This window comes from Spiribacter halobius, from assembly GCF_020883455.1.
GTDB lineage: Bacteria > Pseudomonadota > Gammaproteobacteria > Nitrococcales > Nitrococcaceae > Sediminicurvatus > Sediminicurvatus halobius.
In genome coordinates, this window is record NZ_CP086615.1 from 3,020,356 (window position 1) to 3,033,909 (window position 13,554).

Consider the following 13,554-nt stretch of genomic DNA (forward strand, 5'->3'; position numbering starts at 1 on the left):
CCCGGACGGTCGTGGTCGCTGAGCCTCGGCCGGCGCGCGCCATCGCGAGGCGCCGGTCGGGTCCGTTCATGCCCTGCCGGCCTGGCGGCCGAGCTCGGAAAACAGTGCCGGCAGGTCGCACGCGAGCCAGAGCTCGCCGTCGATCCGCCAGGCGTCGCGGATGGCGCCGGCCAGCGCCGGCGGCAGCGCCGCGGGCGGGTCCGCCAGCGGCGGCCCGAAGGTGTTCGGATCGTGCCGGAACGGCATGCCGCCGATGGCCAGCACGGCAGCGGCCTCGCCCTCGCCCACCGCAAGCAGCCGCGGCGAGACGGTGCGCTGGGGCGGATCCGCGCATTGCGCGAGATCGAACACCGGTACCAGGTTGCCGCGCAGATTCACCACCCCGGGCAGCCATGCGGGCGCGCCTGGCAGCGGGGTCGGGCGGCGCGGCTCCAGCAGCTCGCAACCGAGCCCCGGGTCGAACATCACCCGCCAGGGACCAATGGGCGCCACCCAGGCGGCCTCGCTCGTCTCCGCCACCGGGGCCGCGGGCAGCTCCGCGGCCGCCAGCCGCCCACGGTGGCGACGCAACGCGGCCACTGGCGCCAGCCAGCGCGGCGCCCGCGTCTCGGAGGGGGTGCTCGCGGTCATCCCGGCCTACTGCAGGGCCGTGACCTGCCCCAGGATGTCCTCCTGGCTGCACGGCTTGGTGATGAAGGCGCGCGCTCCCTGCATCTGCGCCCAGACCTTGTCGGCTTTCTGGTTCTTGCTGGTGACGAAGACCACCGGGATGTCCTTGGTGGCGTCGTCCTTAGCAAGGCGCCGGCAGGCCTCGAAGCCGTCCATCTCCTGCATGATGATGTCGAGAAAGATGAGATCCGGGCGCTGGCTCTGGGCCGTCGCCACCGCCTCGCGGCCGGAGGTGGCGGTGAGCGTCAGGTAGCCGGCATCCTCCAGGATCTGCCGGATGTGGACGAGATCGGCGGCGGAATCGTCAACCACCAGTACTTTGCTGACGGGCATGGTCGCTCTCCTTGAGCAGATGGCGGCGCAGCACCTCGTGCAGCGCCTCCTGGGCCACAGGCTTGGTGAGATATTCGGTGCAGCCGGCCATGGCGCCGCGGATGCGGTCGATGCGTGAGCCGCGGCCGGTGAGCATGATCACCATGAGCCGGCGCAGGCGCGGATCGCGGCGGATCTGCTTGCAGACGGCGTAGCCGTCCATCCCCGGCAGCACGAGATCGAGGAACACCAGGTCGAAGGTGTCATCGCGCAGCCGCTCCAGGGCCGCCTCGCCAGTCTCGGCGTAGGTGACCTCGACGCCGAACAGCCCGAGCTCGATGCCCATGACCCGGCGCACGGCGGCGCTGTCGTCCACCACCAGGGCGCGCGCACCGGAGCGCTCCGCGCTCTCTGCGGCGCGACTGGCGGCCTGCAGCACCGCCTCGCTGTCGGCGCTGCCGCTGCCTTCGGAGGCCTCGCCGATGACCAGGCTCGGCACATAGCGGTAATTGCGCATGGCCACGGCATCCAGGCCGTCCAGCAGCCGGCGCACGGTGAACGGCCGGCGCAGGGTGACCGTGTCCCCATCGGCGTGTTCCGGCGGTGTCCGGTGTACCTGCAGCGCCGGCGGCGCATCGGCCTCGGCGCCGCCCCAGTCCGCCACCGCCTTCGGGTCGTCCATGTCGACGATGGCGATGTCCGCACCGCTGCGGGCCGCACCGTCGAGCAGGCTGTATTCGCGCCCACGGCTCGCAGCGAGGCGGGTGGCGCTGGCCATGACACGGCGCTCGGTCTCCGAGAAGCCGAAGATCCCCAGGCTGAAGCGGCGTGTGCTCATGCGGGCGCCTCCGCGGGACAACGGTGGATGGCGGCGCCGGCGTAGCGGGCGAGCCGGGCACGACCCGGCGCCGAGAACACACGCCCCAGGTCGAGGATGGGCACCGCCGTCGCGCCGTCGCGGAAGGCGCCGAGGGCGAACTGCGACCACACCAGGTGTTCCCGAAGCGTCCCCTGGGGCGGCTCGCAGGCGAGGCCGTCATGCACCGTCACCGCCTGCGGCGGTGCGGCCAGCGGCAAAGCAGCGAAGACCACCGTGCCCTCGGGGTCCAGTGCCCGGGCCACGGCCGCCCAAGGCGCCTCGGTCTCCCTATGGAAGGGCGCCGCGGGGTCCACCACCGGCAGCAGCCGGTCGCGCCAGGCCAGGGTGGCCTCGTCGCCCAGATCTCCCTCGAGCCGCGGCTGCGGAATGACCTCCAGCAGCTCGTACTCCGCCGCCGCCGCGCGCACGCCGCCACGCAGCGGCAGCAGCCAGGCGCGTTCGGTGTCCTGGACAGCTTCGCTGCTCATCGCTCCGCCAGCAGCTGCTGCCAGACGCCCGCGCTCGCATCCACCGCCACCCAGCCCCGGGGCGTGAGCTGGTTGAGGGCGACGAAGCGGGAGGCCTGATTGCCGTCGCGGGTGAAGTCGATGGCCACGCCCCCCAGGTCGAAGCGGGCCTCGCGGGCATGGGCCATGAAATTCTCCCGGGTCAGGTCACCCGGCATCTCCTCCAGCAGACGCAGAATCATCCGCCCGACGATGTAGCCCTCCAGCGAGACGAAGCCGAAGTCCGGGCCGAGGGCCTGGCGGGCCTCGTCGACGATGGCGAGATCGGCGTCCAGGGAGGGCACCACCTGGGTCATGAGCACCCGGTTCTCGATGCCGTAGCGGGCGAGGTCGCTGCGGAAGCTGTCGGCGCCGGTGAAGGAGACGGCCGAGACCACCCAGGCCTCTTCCTGCTGCTCCGCATAGCGCACGAAGTGGGCGATATTGCCGTAGGCGCCGACGGTGACCACGAGCCGGCAGCGCTGACCGCTGGCGGCTTCCCATTCCTTCAGCGAGCGATAGCCCGGCTCGATGTCGGTGGTGTTGCGCCGGTAGACGCCCACCGGCCCGATGCCGTTGCGCACCGGGCGCTCGCCGGAACGGGCGAGGATCTCGTCGTAGCGGTCCAGCAGCGGCTCCGGCGCCTCGGCCCGGGACAGTGCCTCGCGCACGCCGATGATGCCGGCCATGCCGTAACCGTCGTTCTGGACGTAGGCGCAGACCTCCCCGGGCTGCACTCCCTCCGCCAGGGCGGCCTCGACGACGGTGGCCACCTCCTGGCGATAGCTCGCCCGGTAGTTGAGGATCGGCCCGCCGTCGCCCGGGCGGAGGACGCCGGCACCGGTGAAGAACCCCACTGCCGGCACGCCCGCCTCCTTGAGGATGGGCAGCGTGACCTGGGCCGTGGGGGTGCCGACGTTGCCGGCCATCATGAACACGCCGGGTGGTTCGTCCAGCAGCCGGCGGGTGCTCTCGGCGGCCTTCGGCGGCTGGTAGGAGTCATCCAGCGCCCGCAGCTCGATCCGCCGCCCGCGCACCTCGCGCCCGCGCAAGGCCGCCTCCAGGCCGGCTCGCATCCCCTTGCCGAGGCCGCTGGCCGGCCCGTTCAGCGCGAGCACGGAGCCGATGACGATGCGCTCGTCGGTGATGCCGGGTTCGCTGTCTCCGCCGAAACAGCCAGTGAGCAGTGCAGTGACCGCGAGTGCGGCACCGGCCAGCGCAGTGCGTGTGCGCATGGCTCCCCCCTCGTCCGTGAACGGCGTGCCCTGGGGCGGCCCTTGCCGGCCCCGCCGAACGACTGTCGCCGGAGAGCGACAGTCGTTGACTACGGTTTACTGCTCACGGACAAGGCAAAGCGTGACGAAACGCACAAATCTGACAGATCGCCATCAGGCGGCCGTGCTGAGCACGATATTGACGATCACCACCAGAGCGATGACGAACAGGACGGTGAACACCAGCCCGGCGATGATGAAGGGGGCCGGGCTGCCCTGGGTGAAGTCCCGCCGCCGCGCCTCCTCGGTCTGTACGCCGAAGGCCGCCGCCAGGGTGCTCTTCGCCACCTGCCACACCGTGAGGCGCCGCGGTTGCTCCGCCTCGTGCCGCTCCTCGCCATGATCGCTCATACCGGAACCTCCCGATTGCGCATACTAATCGGCATTGTGCCGCAGCCGGTCGTCCTGCCGAAGCCGGCGTGTCACGCCGGCGCAGGCGCAGGGCCGGTCTCGCGAACGCGGGTGAGCACCGCCGCCCCGGCGACGAACAGCAGGATCAGCGCCAGCATCGAGTAGCGCACGTCGCCGAACCAGGCGCCGAACAGCCCGAACAGGGGCGGGCCGATCAGGGCGGCGAACTTGCCGAGCAGGTTGTAGAAGCCAAAGAACTCGCCGGCGGCCGCCGGTGGGATGAGCCGGGCATAGAGCGAGCGGCTGAGCGACTGCACGCCGCCCTGCACCAGCCCCACCAGCACGGCGATGACGTAGAACTCCCAGGCCGACTGGATCAGCGCCCCCCAGGCGCAGATGCCGATATAGACCCCGAGGCCGATGAAGATCCCCCGTCGCGGTCCGATGCGCTCCCCCAGCCAGCCGAAAGCGATGGCCGCCGGGAACCCGACGAACTGGGTAATGAGCAGGGCGACGATCAGGTCTCCCTGCTCAAAGCCCAGGGAGCGACCGTAGGCGACGGCCATGCGGATGGTGGTACCGACGGCATCGATGTACAGCCAGTAGGCGATCAGGAACACCAGCACGGGCCGGTAGGCGCGAAGCTGACGGACCGTCGCGGCGAGCTGGCGGAATCCGCCGCCGAGGGCCGTACCATCACCCGCGTTGGCGGCAGGCTCCGGCACCCAGATGAGCAGCGGCAGCGTGAACAGCGCCCACCACAGCGCCGTCGCCCCGAATGCGGCGAGCGCCGCCTCGCTGGTGGAGGAGAACCCGAACGCCGCCGGGTTGAGCGCCGCCAGCACGCAGCCCAGATAGAGCAGCCCGCCCCCCAGATAGCCCAGCCCGAAGCCGAGCCCGGAGACCGCGTGCCAGCGCTCCCGCGGCGCCACCGAGACCAGCAGCGCATCGTAGAAGATATTGGCCCCCATGAAGCCGACGGTGGCGCAGGTGAAAAGCAGCCCCGCGGCGAGCCAGTCGCCGCCGGGCACGCCCGCCAGCAGGCCAGTGCCCAGCACGCCCAGCACCGCAAAGGCCAGCAGGAGCCGCTTGCGCGCCCCGGCACGGTCGCCCACGGCGCCGAGCAGCGGGGCGGTGAGCACGATCACCAGGCTCGCCGAAGCGTTGAACCAGCCCAGGCGCAGGTTGGCGGTGGCCGCGTCGGCGTCGGTGCTCCAGAAATCCTGGAACAGCAGCGGGAAGAACCCGGCGAGGACGACGGTGGCGTAGGCGGAGTTGGCCCAGTCATAACAGGCCCAGGACCAGACAGTGCGCCGCCCGGGCGCGCTCACCGCCGCCCCGAGCGGCTGGTCTCGCGCAGATCGAGGCGCATCACCAGGGCGTCCTCACGCCCGTCCGGCGCCGGGTAGTAGTGCCGGCGCCGGCCCACCCGCCGGAACCCCTCGACCCGATACAGATGCACGGCGGCGGCGTTGCTCGGCCGCACCTCCAGGAACACGGACTCCGCCCCCAGGCGCTCCGCCTGGCGCAGGGCGCGGCGCAGCAGCCGGCGGCCGAAGCCGCGGTTGTGCCAGGCCGGGGACACGGCGAGGTTCAGCACGTGCGCCTCACCGGCGCCCACCGACAGGATGAGATGCCCCACCACGCGGTCCGCGGCGAGCTGCACGGCGCAGTCGTAGCCCATGCGCAGGCAGTCGCGGAAGATGTTGGCGGTCCAGGGGTAGTCGTAGGCGGCCTGCTCCACCTGCAGCACGGCAGAGATGTCCGCATCCCGCATGGGCCGGATCACCGACAGGAAGCTCGAGGGCTCGGCACTCATGCGCTCACCTCCGTGTCCAGGGCCCGGCGCACCGCCTTGAGATCCTGCCAGGCCTTGCGCTTGTCCGCCGGGTTACGCAGCAGGTAGGCAGGGTGATAGGTCGCCAGCAGCGGCGTCTCGCGCGGGCCGTAGCGATGCCACTGCCCGCGCAGCCGCCCGAGCGGGCGGTCCGTGCGCAGCAGATTCTGCGCGGCGACGCGGCCCACGGCCACGATCAGCGCCGGCGCCAGCAGCTCGATCTGCCGGCGCAGGTAGGGCTCGCAGGCGGCCACCTCCTCCGGACGCGGATCGCGGTTCTCCGGCGGGCGCGACTTGAGGATGTTGGTAATGTAGACCGTCTGCCGGTCGAGACCGATGGCCCGCAGCATGGCGTCCAGCAGCTGCCCCGCCCGGCCGACGAAGGGTTCGCCCCGGCGGTCCTCCTCAGCCCCCGGCGCCTCGCCGACGATCAGCAGCCGCGCAGTCTGGCTGCCGACGCCGAACACGCCCTGGGTCCGCGTGCGGTGCAGCGGGCAGCGGGTGCAGCTCAATACCTGCTGGCGCAGGGTCTCCCAGTCCGCGGCCTCGGCGGCGGTGCCGGCAGGCTCGCGGACCGTTTCGTCGGGAGACGCCGGCATTTCGCCCGCAGGCGCCGGCTGCGCAACGGACACCTCACCCGCCCGCGCGGATTCCGGCGTGCGCTCCGACTCCTCGGCGGTCTCGGGCCGGAGGGACGGCACAGCCGCATCAGTACGCCGCACCCAGACGTCGATGCCCATGCGCTGGAGGTAGAGCAGCCGGCGGGAATCCATAGCAGCCATGGGGTCGCGCGATACCGAGGTTCCGAGGAAGTTAGCACGCACGGGGGATCACATGCGCGCTCTGGCGCACACTCGGGACGCGGAGGGATAACGGCACCTGCACCGAGCGGATAGGGGGTGAGTCTCGTAGGTCGGCAAGCACGCAGTGCTCGCCGACAGCCGTGCGGAGCAGGACGGGGGGTTCGCCTGCCGGCGTGTCGGGTAGCGCCTGCGGCGCTTCCCGACCTACCGCTCTCACGAGCCAGAGTTCAAGGTTCAAAGTTCAAGGTTCAAAGACGCCCGCCGCGTGCGGCGGGCTCCAACCGGCGAAGCGTGTCCCGGCGCACGCGAAGAGTGCCTTTGAACCTTGAACTACCCCCCTCGGACTGCGGCCCGCTCAGACCTCCGCCGCCTGAGGATGGGTGCGTGCCGAGCCGCTGCGCAGGCGGTTGAGGGCGTTGAGGTAGGCCTTGGCGGAGGCGATGACGATATCCGTGTCCGAGCCCTGGCCGTTGACCACCCGTCCGCCCCGCTCGAGGCGCACCGTGACCTCGCCCTGGGCGTCCGTGCCGGTGGTGATGTTGCTCACCGAGTAGAGCAGCAGCTCCGCGCCGCTGCCGACGATGCCGTCAATCGCCTTGAAGGCGGCATCCACGGGGCCGTCGCCGGCGGCGGAGTTCTTCTGCTCCGCACCGTCCACCAGCAGGGTGACATCGGCCACCGGCGTCTCGCCGGTTTCCGAGCAGCAGCGGAAGGCCACCAGGCTCACCCGCTCCTCCTCGTCCAGCGCGGCGGCGGCCTCGGTCACCAGCGCCTGCAGGTCCTCGTCGAAGATCTCGTGCTTCTTGTCGGCGAGGTCCTTGAAGCGGTGGAAGGCCTCGTTCAGCTCCGCCTCCGAGGCGAAGGCGATGCCGATCTCCGCACAACGGCTGCGGAAGGCGTTACGGCCGGAGTGCTTGCCGAGCACCATGCGGTTCATGCCCCAGCCGACGTCCTCGGCGCGCATGATCTCGTAGGTCTCGCGGTGCTTGAGCACACCGTCCTGGTGGATGCCGGACTCGTGGGCGAAGGCGTTGATGCCGACGATGGCCTTGTTCGGCTGTACCTGGAAGCCGGTGATGTTGGCCACGAGCTTGGAGGTGGGCACGATCTCCCGGGTCTCGATGCGGGTGTCGCAGGGGAAGAAGTCCTGGCGGGTGCGCACCGCCATGACCACCTCCTCCAGTGAGGCGTTGCCGGCGCGCTCGCCGAGGCCGTTGATGGTGCACTCCACCTGACGGGCGCCGGAGAGAACCGCGGCCAGCGAGTTCGCCACGGCGACGCCGAGGTCGTTGTGACAGTGCACCGACCAGACCGCCTTGTCGGCGTTGGGCACGCGCTCGCGCAGGTCCCGGATGAGCGCGGCGAACTGGGCGGGCATGTTGTAGCCGACGGTATCCGGGATGTTCACCGTGGTGGCGCCGGCATCGATCACCGCCTCGAGGATGCGGCAGAGGAAGTCGGGCTCGGAGCGCCCGGCATCCTCCGGCGAGAACTCGACGTCGTCGCAGTAGCGCCGGGCGTGCTTCACGGCCGCCACCGCACGCTGCAGGACCTGCTCCGGCGGCAGCTGGAGCTTTTTCTCCATGTGGATGGGCGAGGTGGCGATGAAGGTGTGGATCCGCCCCGCCGCAGCCGGCGCGATGGCCTCGCCGGCGCGGTCGATGTCCGCCTCGCCGGCCCGGGCGAGACCGCAGACGCGGCTCTCGCGCACGGTCTCGGCCACGGCGCGCACGGACTCGAAGTCGCCCCGGCTCGCCGCGGGAAAACCGGCCTCGATGACGTCCACCCGCAGGCGCTCGAGGGCCTTGGCGATGCGCACCTTCTCCTCACGGGTCATGGAGGCGCCCGGGCTCTGCTCGCCATCCCGCAGCGTGGTGTCGAAGATGATCAGGCGATCGCGCTCACTCATGCCGGCCTCCTCCATGCATTCGTCGCCAGTCTACCCCCGCCGGCCACGGCGCCGCAGCCGTCACGTCGCGCCATGATGGCGCCGCCGGCGCCGCCGGCGGCGCAGGATGGTGAGCACCGGCCCCGAGACCATGTAGGTCAGCGCCAGCACGAACAGCACCGTCGGCGGGTGGACCGAGGCGAGCGCCACCGCCAGCACGCCGAGCACCATGGCCATGAAGGGCACGCGGTAGCGGAAGTCGATCTCCTTGAAGGAGTAGTAGCGCACGTTGCTGACCATGAGAATGCCGGCCAGCACGGTGATCACCAGCGCCGGTATCCCCACGGGCCAGCCGCCGAACTCGAGGCGGTCACCGGCCCAGACCATGCCGGCGAGGGTGGCAGCGGCGGCGGGGCTCGGCAGCCCCTGGAAGTAGCGCTTGTCGGCGACGCCGGCCTGGGTGTTGAAGCGGGCGAGGCGCAGGCCGGCGCAGGCGGCGAAGATGAAGGCGCCGAGCCAGCCGAGCTTGTCCCATGGCCCGCCCAGCTCGGCGAGGTCGGCCAGGGCCCAGAGGTAGATCACCAGCGCCGGGGCGACGCCGAAGGAGACCATGTCGGCGATGCTGTCGTACTGGACGCCGAAGTCGCTCTGGGTGTTGGTCATGCGGGCGACCCGCCCGTCCAGGCCGTCCATGACCATGGCGACGAAGATGGCGATGGCGGCGGTCTCGAAGGCGAGGCTCTGCGCGGCGACGACGGCGTAGAAGCCGAAGAACAGCGCGAGCGTGGTGATGAAGTTGGGTAGCAGGTAGATGCCGCGGCGGCGGGGCCGCCTGGGCGTATCGGCGTCGGTCATTGTTCGGGTTTCCGGCTGCGAGGGGCATCAGCGTACCGGTCAGGGGCGCACGGGGGAATTGCGGTGCATGGGGCTGAGACGTCGCACACCGCCTGCGGCGGTGCACGACCTACGGCGTTGCTGCCGAAACAGCGTCGCCCGGCGAGGGGCCGGGCGACGGAGATGCTGCTCCCTGCGAGCAGCGGCCTACCGAGAAGGCGCTCAGTTCTTCGAGCGGTCCACCAGCTGCTTGGCCTTGATCCAGGGCATCATGTCGCGGAGTTTGGCGCCCACCTGCTCGATCTCGTGCTCGGCCGCCTTGCGGCGCATGGCCTTGAGGCGCGGGGCGTGGGCCTGGTTCTCGAGCACGAACTCCTTGGCGAACTGGCCGTTCTGGATCTCCTCGAGGATCTCGCGCATGGCCGCGCGGGAGTGCTCGTTGATCACCCGCGGCCCGCGGGTGAGGTCGCCGTACTCGGCGGTGTTGGACACCGAGTAGCGCATGTTGGCGATGCCGCCCTCGTAGAGCAGGTCGACGATGAGCTTGGTCTCGTGCAGCACCTCGAAATAGGCCATCTCCGGGGCGTAGCCCGCCTCGGTCAGGGTCTCGAAGCCCGCCTGGATGAGGGCGGTGAGGCCGCCGCAGAGGACCACCTGCTCGCCGAAGAGGTCGGTCTCGGTCTCCTCGCGGAAGCTGGTCTCGATGATGCCGGCGCGGCCGCCGCCGTTGGCGGAGGCATAGGAAAGCGCCACGTCGCGGGCGCGGCCGCTGGCATCCTGATGGATGGCGATCAGGCTCGGCACGCCGCCGCCGTCGACGTAGGTGGAGCGCACCAGATGGCCCGGGCCCTTGGGCGCGATCATGAGCACGTCGAGATCGGCCCGCGGCTCGATCTGCTGATAGTGGATGTTGAAGCCGTGGGCGAAGGCGAGGGTGCCGCCCTGGCGCAGGTTCGGCTCGATGTGCGCCTGGTAGAGCGCGGCCTGGTGCTCGTCAGGCGTGAGCACCATGACGAGATCCGCCTGGGAGACGGCGGTATCGATGTCCGCCACCTCCAGGCCGGCGGCCTTGGCCTTGTCGGCGGAGCCGGAGCCGGGGCGCAGGCCCACCACGACGGGGACGCCGGACTCCTTCAGGTTGTTGGCATGGGCATGGCCCTGCGAGCCGTAGCCGAGCACGGCCACCTTCATGCCCTGGATCACGGAAAGGTCGGCGTCTTTGTCGTAGTAGACTCTCATGGCTCCCCCAGTGGAACGGAATTCAGACACGCATCTGCTTGTCGCCGCGGGCGATCCCGATCACGCCCGAGCGCACCACCTCCATCGGCGTCTTCTTGCCGAGCAGGTCGAGGAAGGCATCCAGCTTGCTGCTGGTCCCGGTGAGCTCGAGGGTGTAGGTCTTGTCGGTCACGTCCAGCACGCGGCCGCGGAAGATGTCCGTGAGGCGCTTGAACTCCTCGCGGGCCTCGCTGGAGGTGGCCTGCACCTTCACCAGCATCATCTCGCGCTCGATGTGGGTGGCCTCGGTGATATCCATCACCTTGACCACGTCCAGCAGCTTGTTCAGCTGCTTGATGATCTGCTCGATGATCCGGTCGTCACCGAAGGTGACGAGGGTCATGCGCGACAGAGTGGGGTCGTCGGTGGGGGCGACGGTCAGGCACTCGATGTTGTAGCCCCGGGCGGTGAACAGCCCGGCGATGCGCCCGAGGGCGCCGAACTCGTTCTCCACGAGAATGGAAATGATGTGCCGCATAACCCCTGTCCGAAAGGCCGCCCCGGTACCGGCCGGCACGGCCGGTACGCTGCTGCGCGCGCGTGGAAAATCGTGGCAGTCGCCGGGAGGCGGTCAAGCTACTGCCCGCGCGGTAACCCGTCAAGCAGCGCGACGGCCGCGCCCGTCGGGCGTCTGCTGAGGTGCGCACCGCACGGCGGCCATACTCGGGGGGCTGGACGCGGCGCCCGGCCGCCGCGGAGAACACGGGCACCATTGGGGAGGCTCCCATGCGCTATTGCGTGATTCTGCTGCTTGCGCTCGGCATCGGCCTGCCGGCGGCGGCCGCCGAGGTCTATCGCTGGACGGACGCGCAGGGCCAGGTGCACTTCGGCGCCACGCCGCCGCGGGGCGTCAGCGCCGAGCGGGTGGACCTGCGGGTCAGCCGGCCGGCCTCCGGGGGCGACCGCGCAGCCGCCGGGAGCGCGCCCTCCGCCGGCGGCGGCGCCGGCGACGGCGCGCCCGACGAGCCCGTCAGCCCGCAGCGCGACGTCGCCTTCGAGCGCCAGCAGTGCGAGGCGGCCCGCGATAACCTGGAGGTGCTCCGTAACGGCGGCGCGAACCGCCGCTTCCGCGACGCCGATGGCAACGTGGTGCGCTACACCGAGGAAGAGCTGGCCCGGGAGATCGCGCGCCTGGAGGAGATCGCCAGCCGCTACTGCCGGGGGTGAGGCGCCGTTTCGGTTTGCGCGCGGCATCCGATATCCTGCCGGACCGACATCCCCACCGGAGGCATCGCCGGCATGCGCGCAAGCCGCTTTCCGCTGTTCACCAGCAAGGAGACCCCCGCCGACGCCGAGATCGTCAGCCACCAGCTCATGCTGCGGGCCGGCATGATCGAGAAGCTTGGCGCCGGGCTCTACACCTGGCAGCCGCTGGGCCTGCGGGTGATGCGCCGAGTGGAGCAGGTGGTGCGCGAGGAGATGGACGCCATCGGCGGCCTCGAGGTGCTGATGCCCGCCGTGCAGCCCGCCGAGCTCTGGCAGGAGTCCGGCCGCTGGTCCCAGTACGGCCCGGAGCTGCTGCGGCTGAAGGACCGCCACGAGCGCGACTTCTGCATCGGCCCGACCCACGAGGAGGTGATTACCGACTACCTCCGCCGGGAGCTGCGCAGCTATCGCCAGCTGCCGCTGACCTACTACCAGATCCAGACCAAGTTCCGCGACGAGATCCGCCCGCGCTTCGGCGTGATGCGCGCCCGCGAGTTCGTCATGAAGGACGCCTACTCCTTCCACATGGACGAGGCGTCGCTGCAGCAGACCTACGATGACATGCGCGCCGCCTACGCTCGCATCTTCACCCGGCTCGGGCTCGAGTTCCGTCCGGTGGGCGCGGATACCGGCGCCATCGGCGGCAGCGTCTCCGAGGAGTTCATGGTCCTCGCGGACTCCGGCGAGGACGAGATCGCCATCTGCGAGCGCTGCGACTACGCCGCCAACACCGAGCTCGCTGCGAGCCGCCCGCCCCTGCCGGAGCGCGAGCCGGCCCTGAGCGCCGAGGAGAAGCCCACGCCCGGCATCCAGACCGTGGCCGAGCAGGCGGAGGTGCTCGGCATCCGCCCCGAGCAGGTGGTCAAGAGCGTGGTCGTCATGGCCGACGAGGTGCCGGCGGTGCTGTTCGTCGCCGGGGATGACGAGCTCAACCTGGTCAAGGCCGGACATGCCCTCGGCGCCGGCGAGGTGCGCCTGGCAGAGCCCGAGGAGGCGCTCGAGGCCACCGGCGTGCCCCGGGGCTTCATCGGCCCGAAGGGCCTGCCGCAGGGGCTGACGGTGCTGGTGGACGAGCGCGCCGCCGGCCTCGCCAACTTCTCCTCCGGCGCCGGCCGCGCCGACTGGCACTGGGTCAACCTCAACTGGGACCGGGACATGCCCCTGCCCCCGGTGGCGGACCTGCGCACCGTGCGCGCCGGCGAGGGCTGCCCGCGCTGCGAAGGCCGGCTCGCGATTCGCCGCGGCATCGAGGTCGGCCACATCTTCCAGCTCGGCACCAAGTACAGCGAGGCCATGGATGCCCGCGTGCTCGACGAGAACGGCGAGCAGCTGCCGCTGCGCATGGGCTGCTACGGCATCGGCGTCTCCCGCGTGGTCGCCGCCGCCATCGAGCAGAACCACGACGCCCACGGCATCGTCTGGCCGGAGCCCCTCGCCCCCTTCCGGGTCGCCCTGGTCTCGCTCAACGCCCACAAGTCCGAGGCCGTGGCAGACGCCGCTGCCCGCCTCTACGACGAGCTGACGGCCGCCGGCCTGGAGCCGTTCTGGGACGACCGCCCGGCGCGACCGGGGGTGAAGTTCGCGGACATGGAGCTGATCGGCCTGCCGCACCGGCTCGTGGTCGGCGAGCGCGGTGTGGCGGCGGGCACCGTGGAGTATCGCGGCCGCCGCGACAGCGAGAGCCGGGACGTGCCCGTCGCCGAGGTGGTGGACTTCCTGCGCCGCCAGGAGGCGTAA

15 protein-coding genes are annotated in these 13,554 nt (G+C 71.0%); 2 read left to right on the forward strand and 13 right to left on the reverse strand.

The genetic code is table 11. The features are described 5' to 3' along the window. Positions 1–66 precede the first annotated feature (66 nt). The 13 genes from LMH63_RS14130 to ilvN all read right to left on the reverse strand — a co-directional run bounded on the left by LMH63_RS14130 (position 67) and on the right by ilvN (position 11,089). Positions 67–630, reverse strand: coding sequence for a chemotaxis protein CheW (locus LMH63_RS14130; RefSeq protein WP_199225761.1), 564 nt, complete (start codon positions 628–630; stop codon positions 67–69). 6 nt (positions 631–636) lie between these two features. After that, positions 637–1,002 carry a response regulator gene (locus LMH63_RS14135; protein WP_109680230.1) on the reverse strand — a complete coding sequence of 122 codons (366 nt, stop codon included), beginning with the start codon at positions 1,000–1,002 and terminating at the stop codon, positions 637–639. Beyond that, positions 974–1,819, reverse strand: a complete 846-nt coding sequence (locus LMH63_RS14140) for a response regulator (protein WP_109680231.1) — start codon at positions 1,817–1,819, stop codon at positions 974–976. Before LMH63_RS14140 ends, LMH63_RS14135 begins: the two co-directional genes overlap by 29 nt. Then, entirely contained in the window at positions 1,816–2,328 is a 513-nt protein-coding gene (locus tag LMH63_RS14145) for a hypothetical protein (protein ID WP_109680232.1), read from the reverse strand. Before LMH63_RS14145 ends, LMH63_RS14140 begins: the two co-directional genes overlap by 4 nt. Then, complete coding sequence (locus LMH63_RS14150) at positions 2,325–3,581, reverse strand: ABC transporter substrate-binding protein (RefSeq protein ID WP_109680233.1); 1,257 nt, start codon at positions 3,579–3,581, stop codon at positions 2,325–2,327. The genes LMH63_RS14145 and LMH63_RS14150 overlap by 4 nt, the downstream gene beginning before the upstream one ends. A 153-nt stretch (positions 3,582–3,734) precedes the next feature. Further along, the gene (locus LMH63_RS14155) at positions 3,735–3,971 is read right to left on the reverse strand and encodes a DUF2970 domain-containing protein (protein ID WP_109680234.1); all 237 of its coding nucleotides are present in this window, start codon (positions 3,969–3,971) and stop codon (positions 3,735–3,737) included. A gap of 71 nt (positions 3,972–4,042) precedes the next feature. After that, complete coding sequence (locus LMH63_RS14160; protein WP_109680235.1) at positions 4,043–5,302, reverse strand: MFS transporter; 1,260 nt, start codon at positions 5,300–5,302, stop codon at positions 4,043–4,045. After that, positions 5,299–5,790: a ribosomal protein S18-alanine N-acetyltransferase gene (rimI, locus tag LMH63_RS14165; RefSeq protein ID WP_109680236.1), complete on the reverse strand. Its 492-nt coding sequence runs from the start codon at positions 5,788–5,790 to the stop codon at positions 5,299–5,301. Before rimI ends, LMH63_RS14160 begins: the two co-directional genes overlap by 4 nt. Beyond that, on the reverse strand, positions 5,787–6,581 hold the full coding sequence (locus tag LMH63_RS14170; protein WP_199225762.1) for a uracil-DNA glycosylase: 795 nt from the start codon (positions 6,579–6,581) through the stop codon (positions 5,787–5,789). Before LMH63_RS14170 ends, rimI begins: the two co-directional genes overlap by 4 nt. 385 nt (positions 6,582–6,966) lie before the next feature. Then, on the reverse strand, positions 6,967–8,520 hold the full coding sequence (locus LMH63_RS14175; RefSeq protein ID WP_109680245.1) for a 2-isopropylmalate synthase: 1,554 nt from the start codon (positions 8,518–8,520) through the stop codon (positions 6,967–6,969). A gap of 60 nt (positions 8,521–8,580) precedes the next feature. Next, positions 8,581–9,354: a CDP-diacylglycerol--serine O-phosphatidyltransferase gene (gene pssA, locus LMH63_RS14180; RefSeq protein WP_109680238.1), complete on the reverse strand. Its 774-nt coding sequence runs from the start codon at positions 9,352–9,354 to the stop codon at positions 8,581–8,583. A gap of 201 nt (positions 9,355–9,555) precedes the next feature. Beyond that, entirely contained in the window at positions 9,556–10,572 is a 1,017-nt protein-coding gene (gene ilvC / locus LMH63_RS14185; protein WP_109680239.1) for a ketol-acid reductoisomerase, read from the reverse strand. Between the two features lie 22 nt (positions 10,573–10,594). After that, positions 10,595–11,089 carry an acetolactate synthase small subunit gene (gene ilvN, locus LMH63_RS14190; RefSeq protein ID WP_109680240.1) on the reverse strand — a complete coding sequence of 165 codons (495 nt, stop codon included), beginning with the start codon at positions 11,087–11,089 and terminating at the stop codon, positions 10,595–10,597. Positions 11,090–11,337: 248 nt separating this feature from the next. On the opposite strand from ilvN, the gene LMH63_RS14195 reads away from it, so the two are divergent. Both LMH63_RS14195 and LMH63_RS14200 read left to right on the forward strand, forming a co-directional pair. Beyond that, positions 11,338–11,778, forward strand: coding sequence for a DUF4124 domain-containing protein (locus tag LMH63_RS14195; RefSeq protein ID WP_109680241.1), 441 nt, complete (start codon positions 11,338–11,340; stop codon positions 11,776–11,778). A 72-nt stretch (positions 11,779–11,850) separates the two neighbouring features. Further along, the gene (locus LMH63_RS14200; protein ID WP_109680242.1) at positions 11,851–13,554 is read left to right on the forward strand and encodes a proline--tRNA ligase; all 1,704 of its coding nucleotides are present in this window, start codon (positions 11,851–11,853) and stop codon (positions 13,552–13,554) included.

What these genes read in the sequence shown, in the direction of transcription:
- LMH63_RS14145 (WP_109680232.1), bottom strand. Translation starts at nt 2,328, where the DNA reads ATGAGCAGCGAAGCTGTCCAGGACACCGAACGCGCCTGGCTGCTGCCG.
- LMH63_RS14170 (WP_199225762.1), bottom strand. Translation starts at nt 6,581, where the DNA reads ATGGATTCCCGCCGGCTGCTCTACCTCCAGCGCATGGGCATCGACGTC.
- LMH63_RS14130 (WP_199225761.1), bottom strand. Translation starts at nt 630, where the DNA reads ATGACCGCGAGCACCCCCTCCGAGACGCGGGCGCCGCGCTGGCTGGCG.
- LMH63_RS14200 (WP_109680242.1), top strand. Translation starts at nt 11,851, where the DNA reads ATGCGCGCAAGCCGCTTTCCGCTGTTCACCAGCAAGGAGACCCCCGCC.
- LMH63_RS14150 (WP_109680233.1), bottom strand. Translation starts at nt 3,581, where the DNA reads ATGCGCACACGCACTGCGCTGGCCGGTGCCGCACTCGCGGTCACTGCA.
- LMH63_RS14175 (WP_109680245.1), bottom strand. Translation starts at nt 8,520, where the DNA reads ATGAGTGAGCGCGATCGCCTGATCATCTTCGACACCACGCTGCGGGAT.
- ilvN (WP_109680240.1), bottom strand. Translation starts at nt 11,089, where the DNA reads ATGCGGCACATCATTTCCATTCTCGTGGAGAACGAGTTCGGCGCCCTC.
- pssA (WP_109680238.1), bottom strand. Translation starts at nt 9,354, where the DNA reads ATGACCGACGCCGATACGCCCAGGCGGCCCCGCCGCCGCGGCATCTAC.
- rimI (WP_109680236.1), bottom strand. Translation starts at nt 5,790, where the DNA reads ATGAGTGCCGAGCCCTCGAGCTTCCTGTCGGTGATCCGGCCCATGCGG.
- LMH63_RS14155 (WP_109680234.1), bottom strand. Translation starts at nt 3,971, where the DNA reads ATGAGCGATCATGGCGAGGAGCGGCACGAGGCGGAGCAACCGCGGCGC.
- LMH63_RS14135 (WP_109680230.1), bottom strand. Translation starts at nt 1,002, where the DNA reads ATGCCCGTCAGCAAAGTACTGGTGGTTGACGATTCCGCCGCCGATCTC.
- LMH63_RS14195 (WP_109680241.1), top strand. Translation starts at nt 11,338, where the DNA reads ATGCGCTATTGCGTGATTCTGCTGCTTGCGCTCGGCATCGGCCTGCCG.
- ilvC (WP_109680239.1), bottom strand. Translation starts at nt 10,572, where the DNA reads ATGAGAGTCTACTACGACAAAGACGCCGACCTTTCCGTGATCCAGGGC.
- LMH63_RS14140 (WP_109680231.1), bottom strand. Translation starts at nt 1,819, where the DNA reads ATGAGCACACGCCGCTTCAGCCTGGGGATCTTCGGCTTCTCGGAGACC.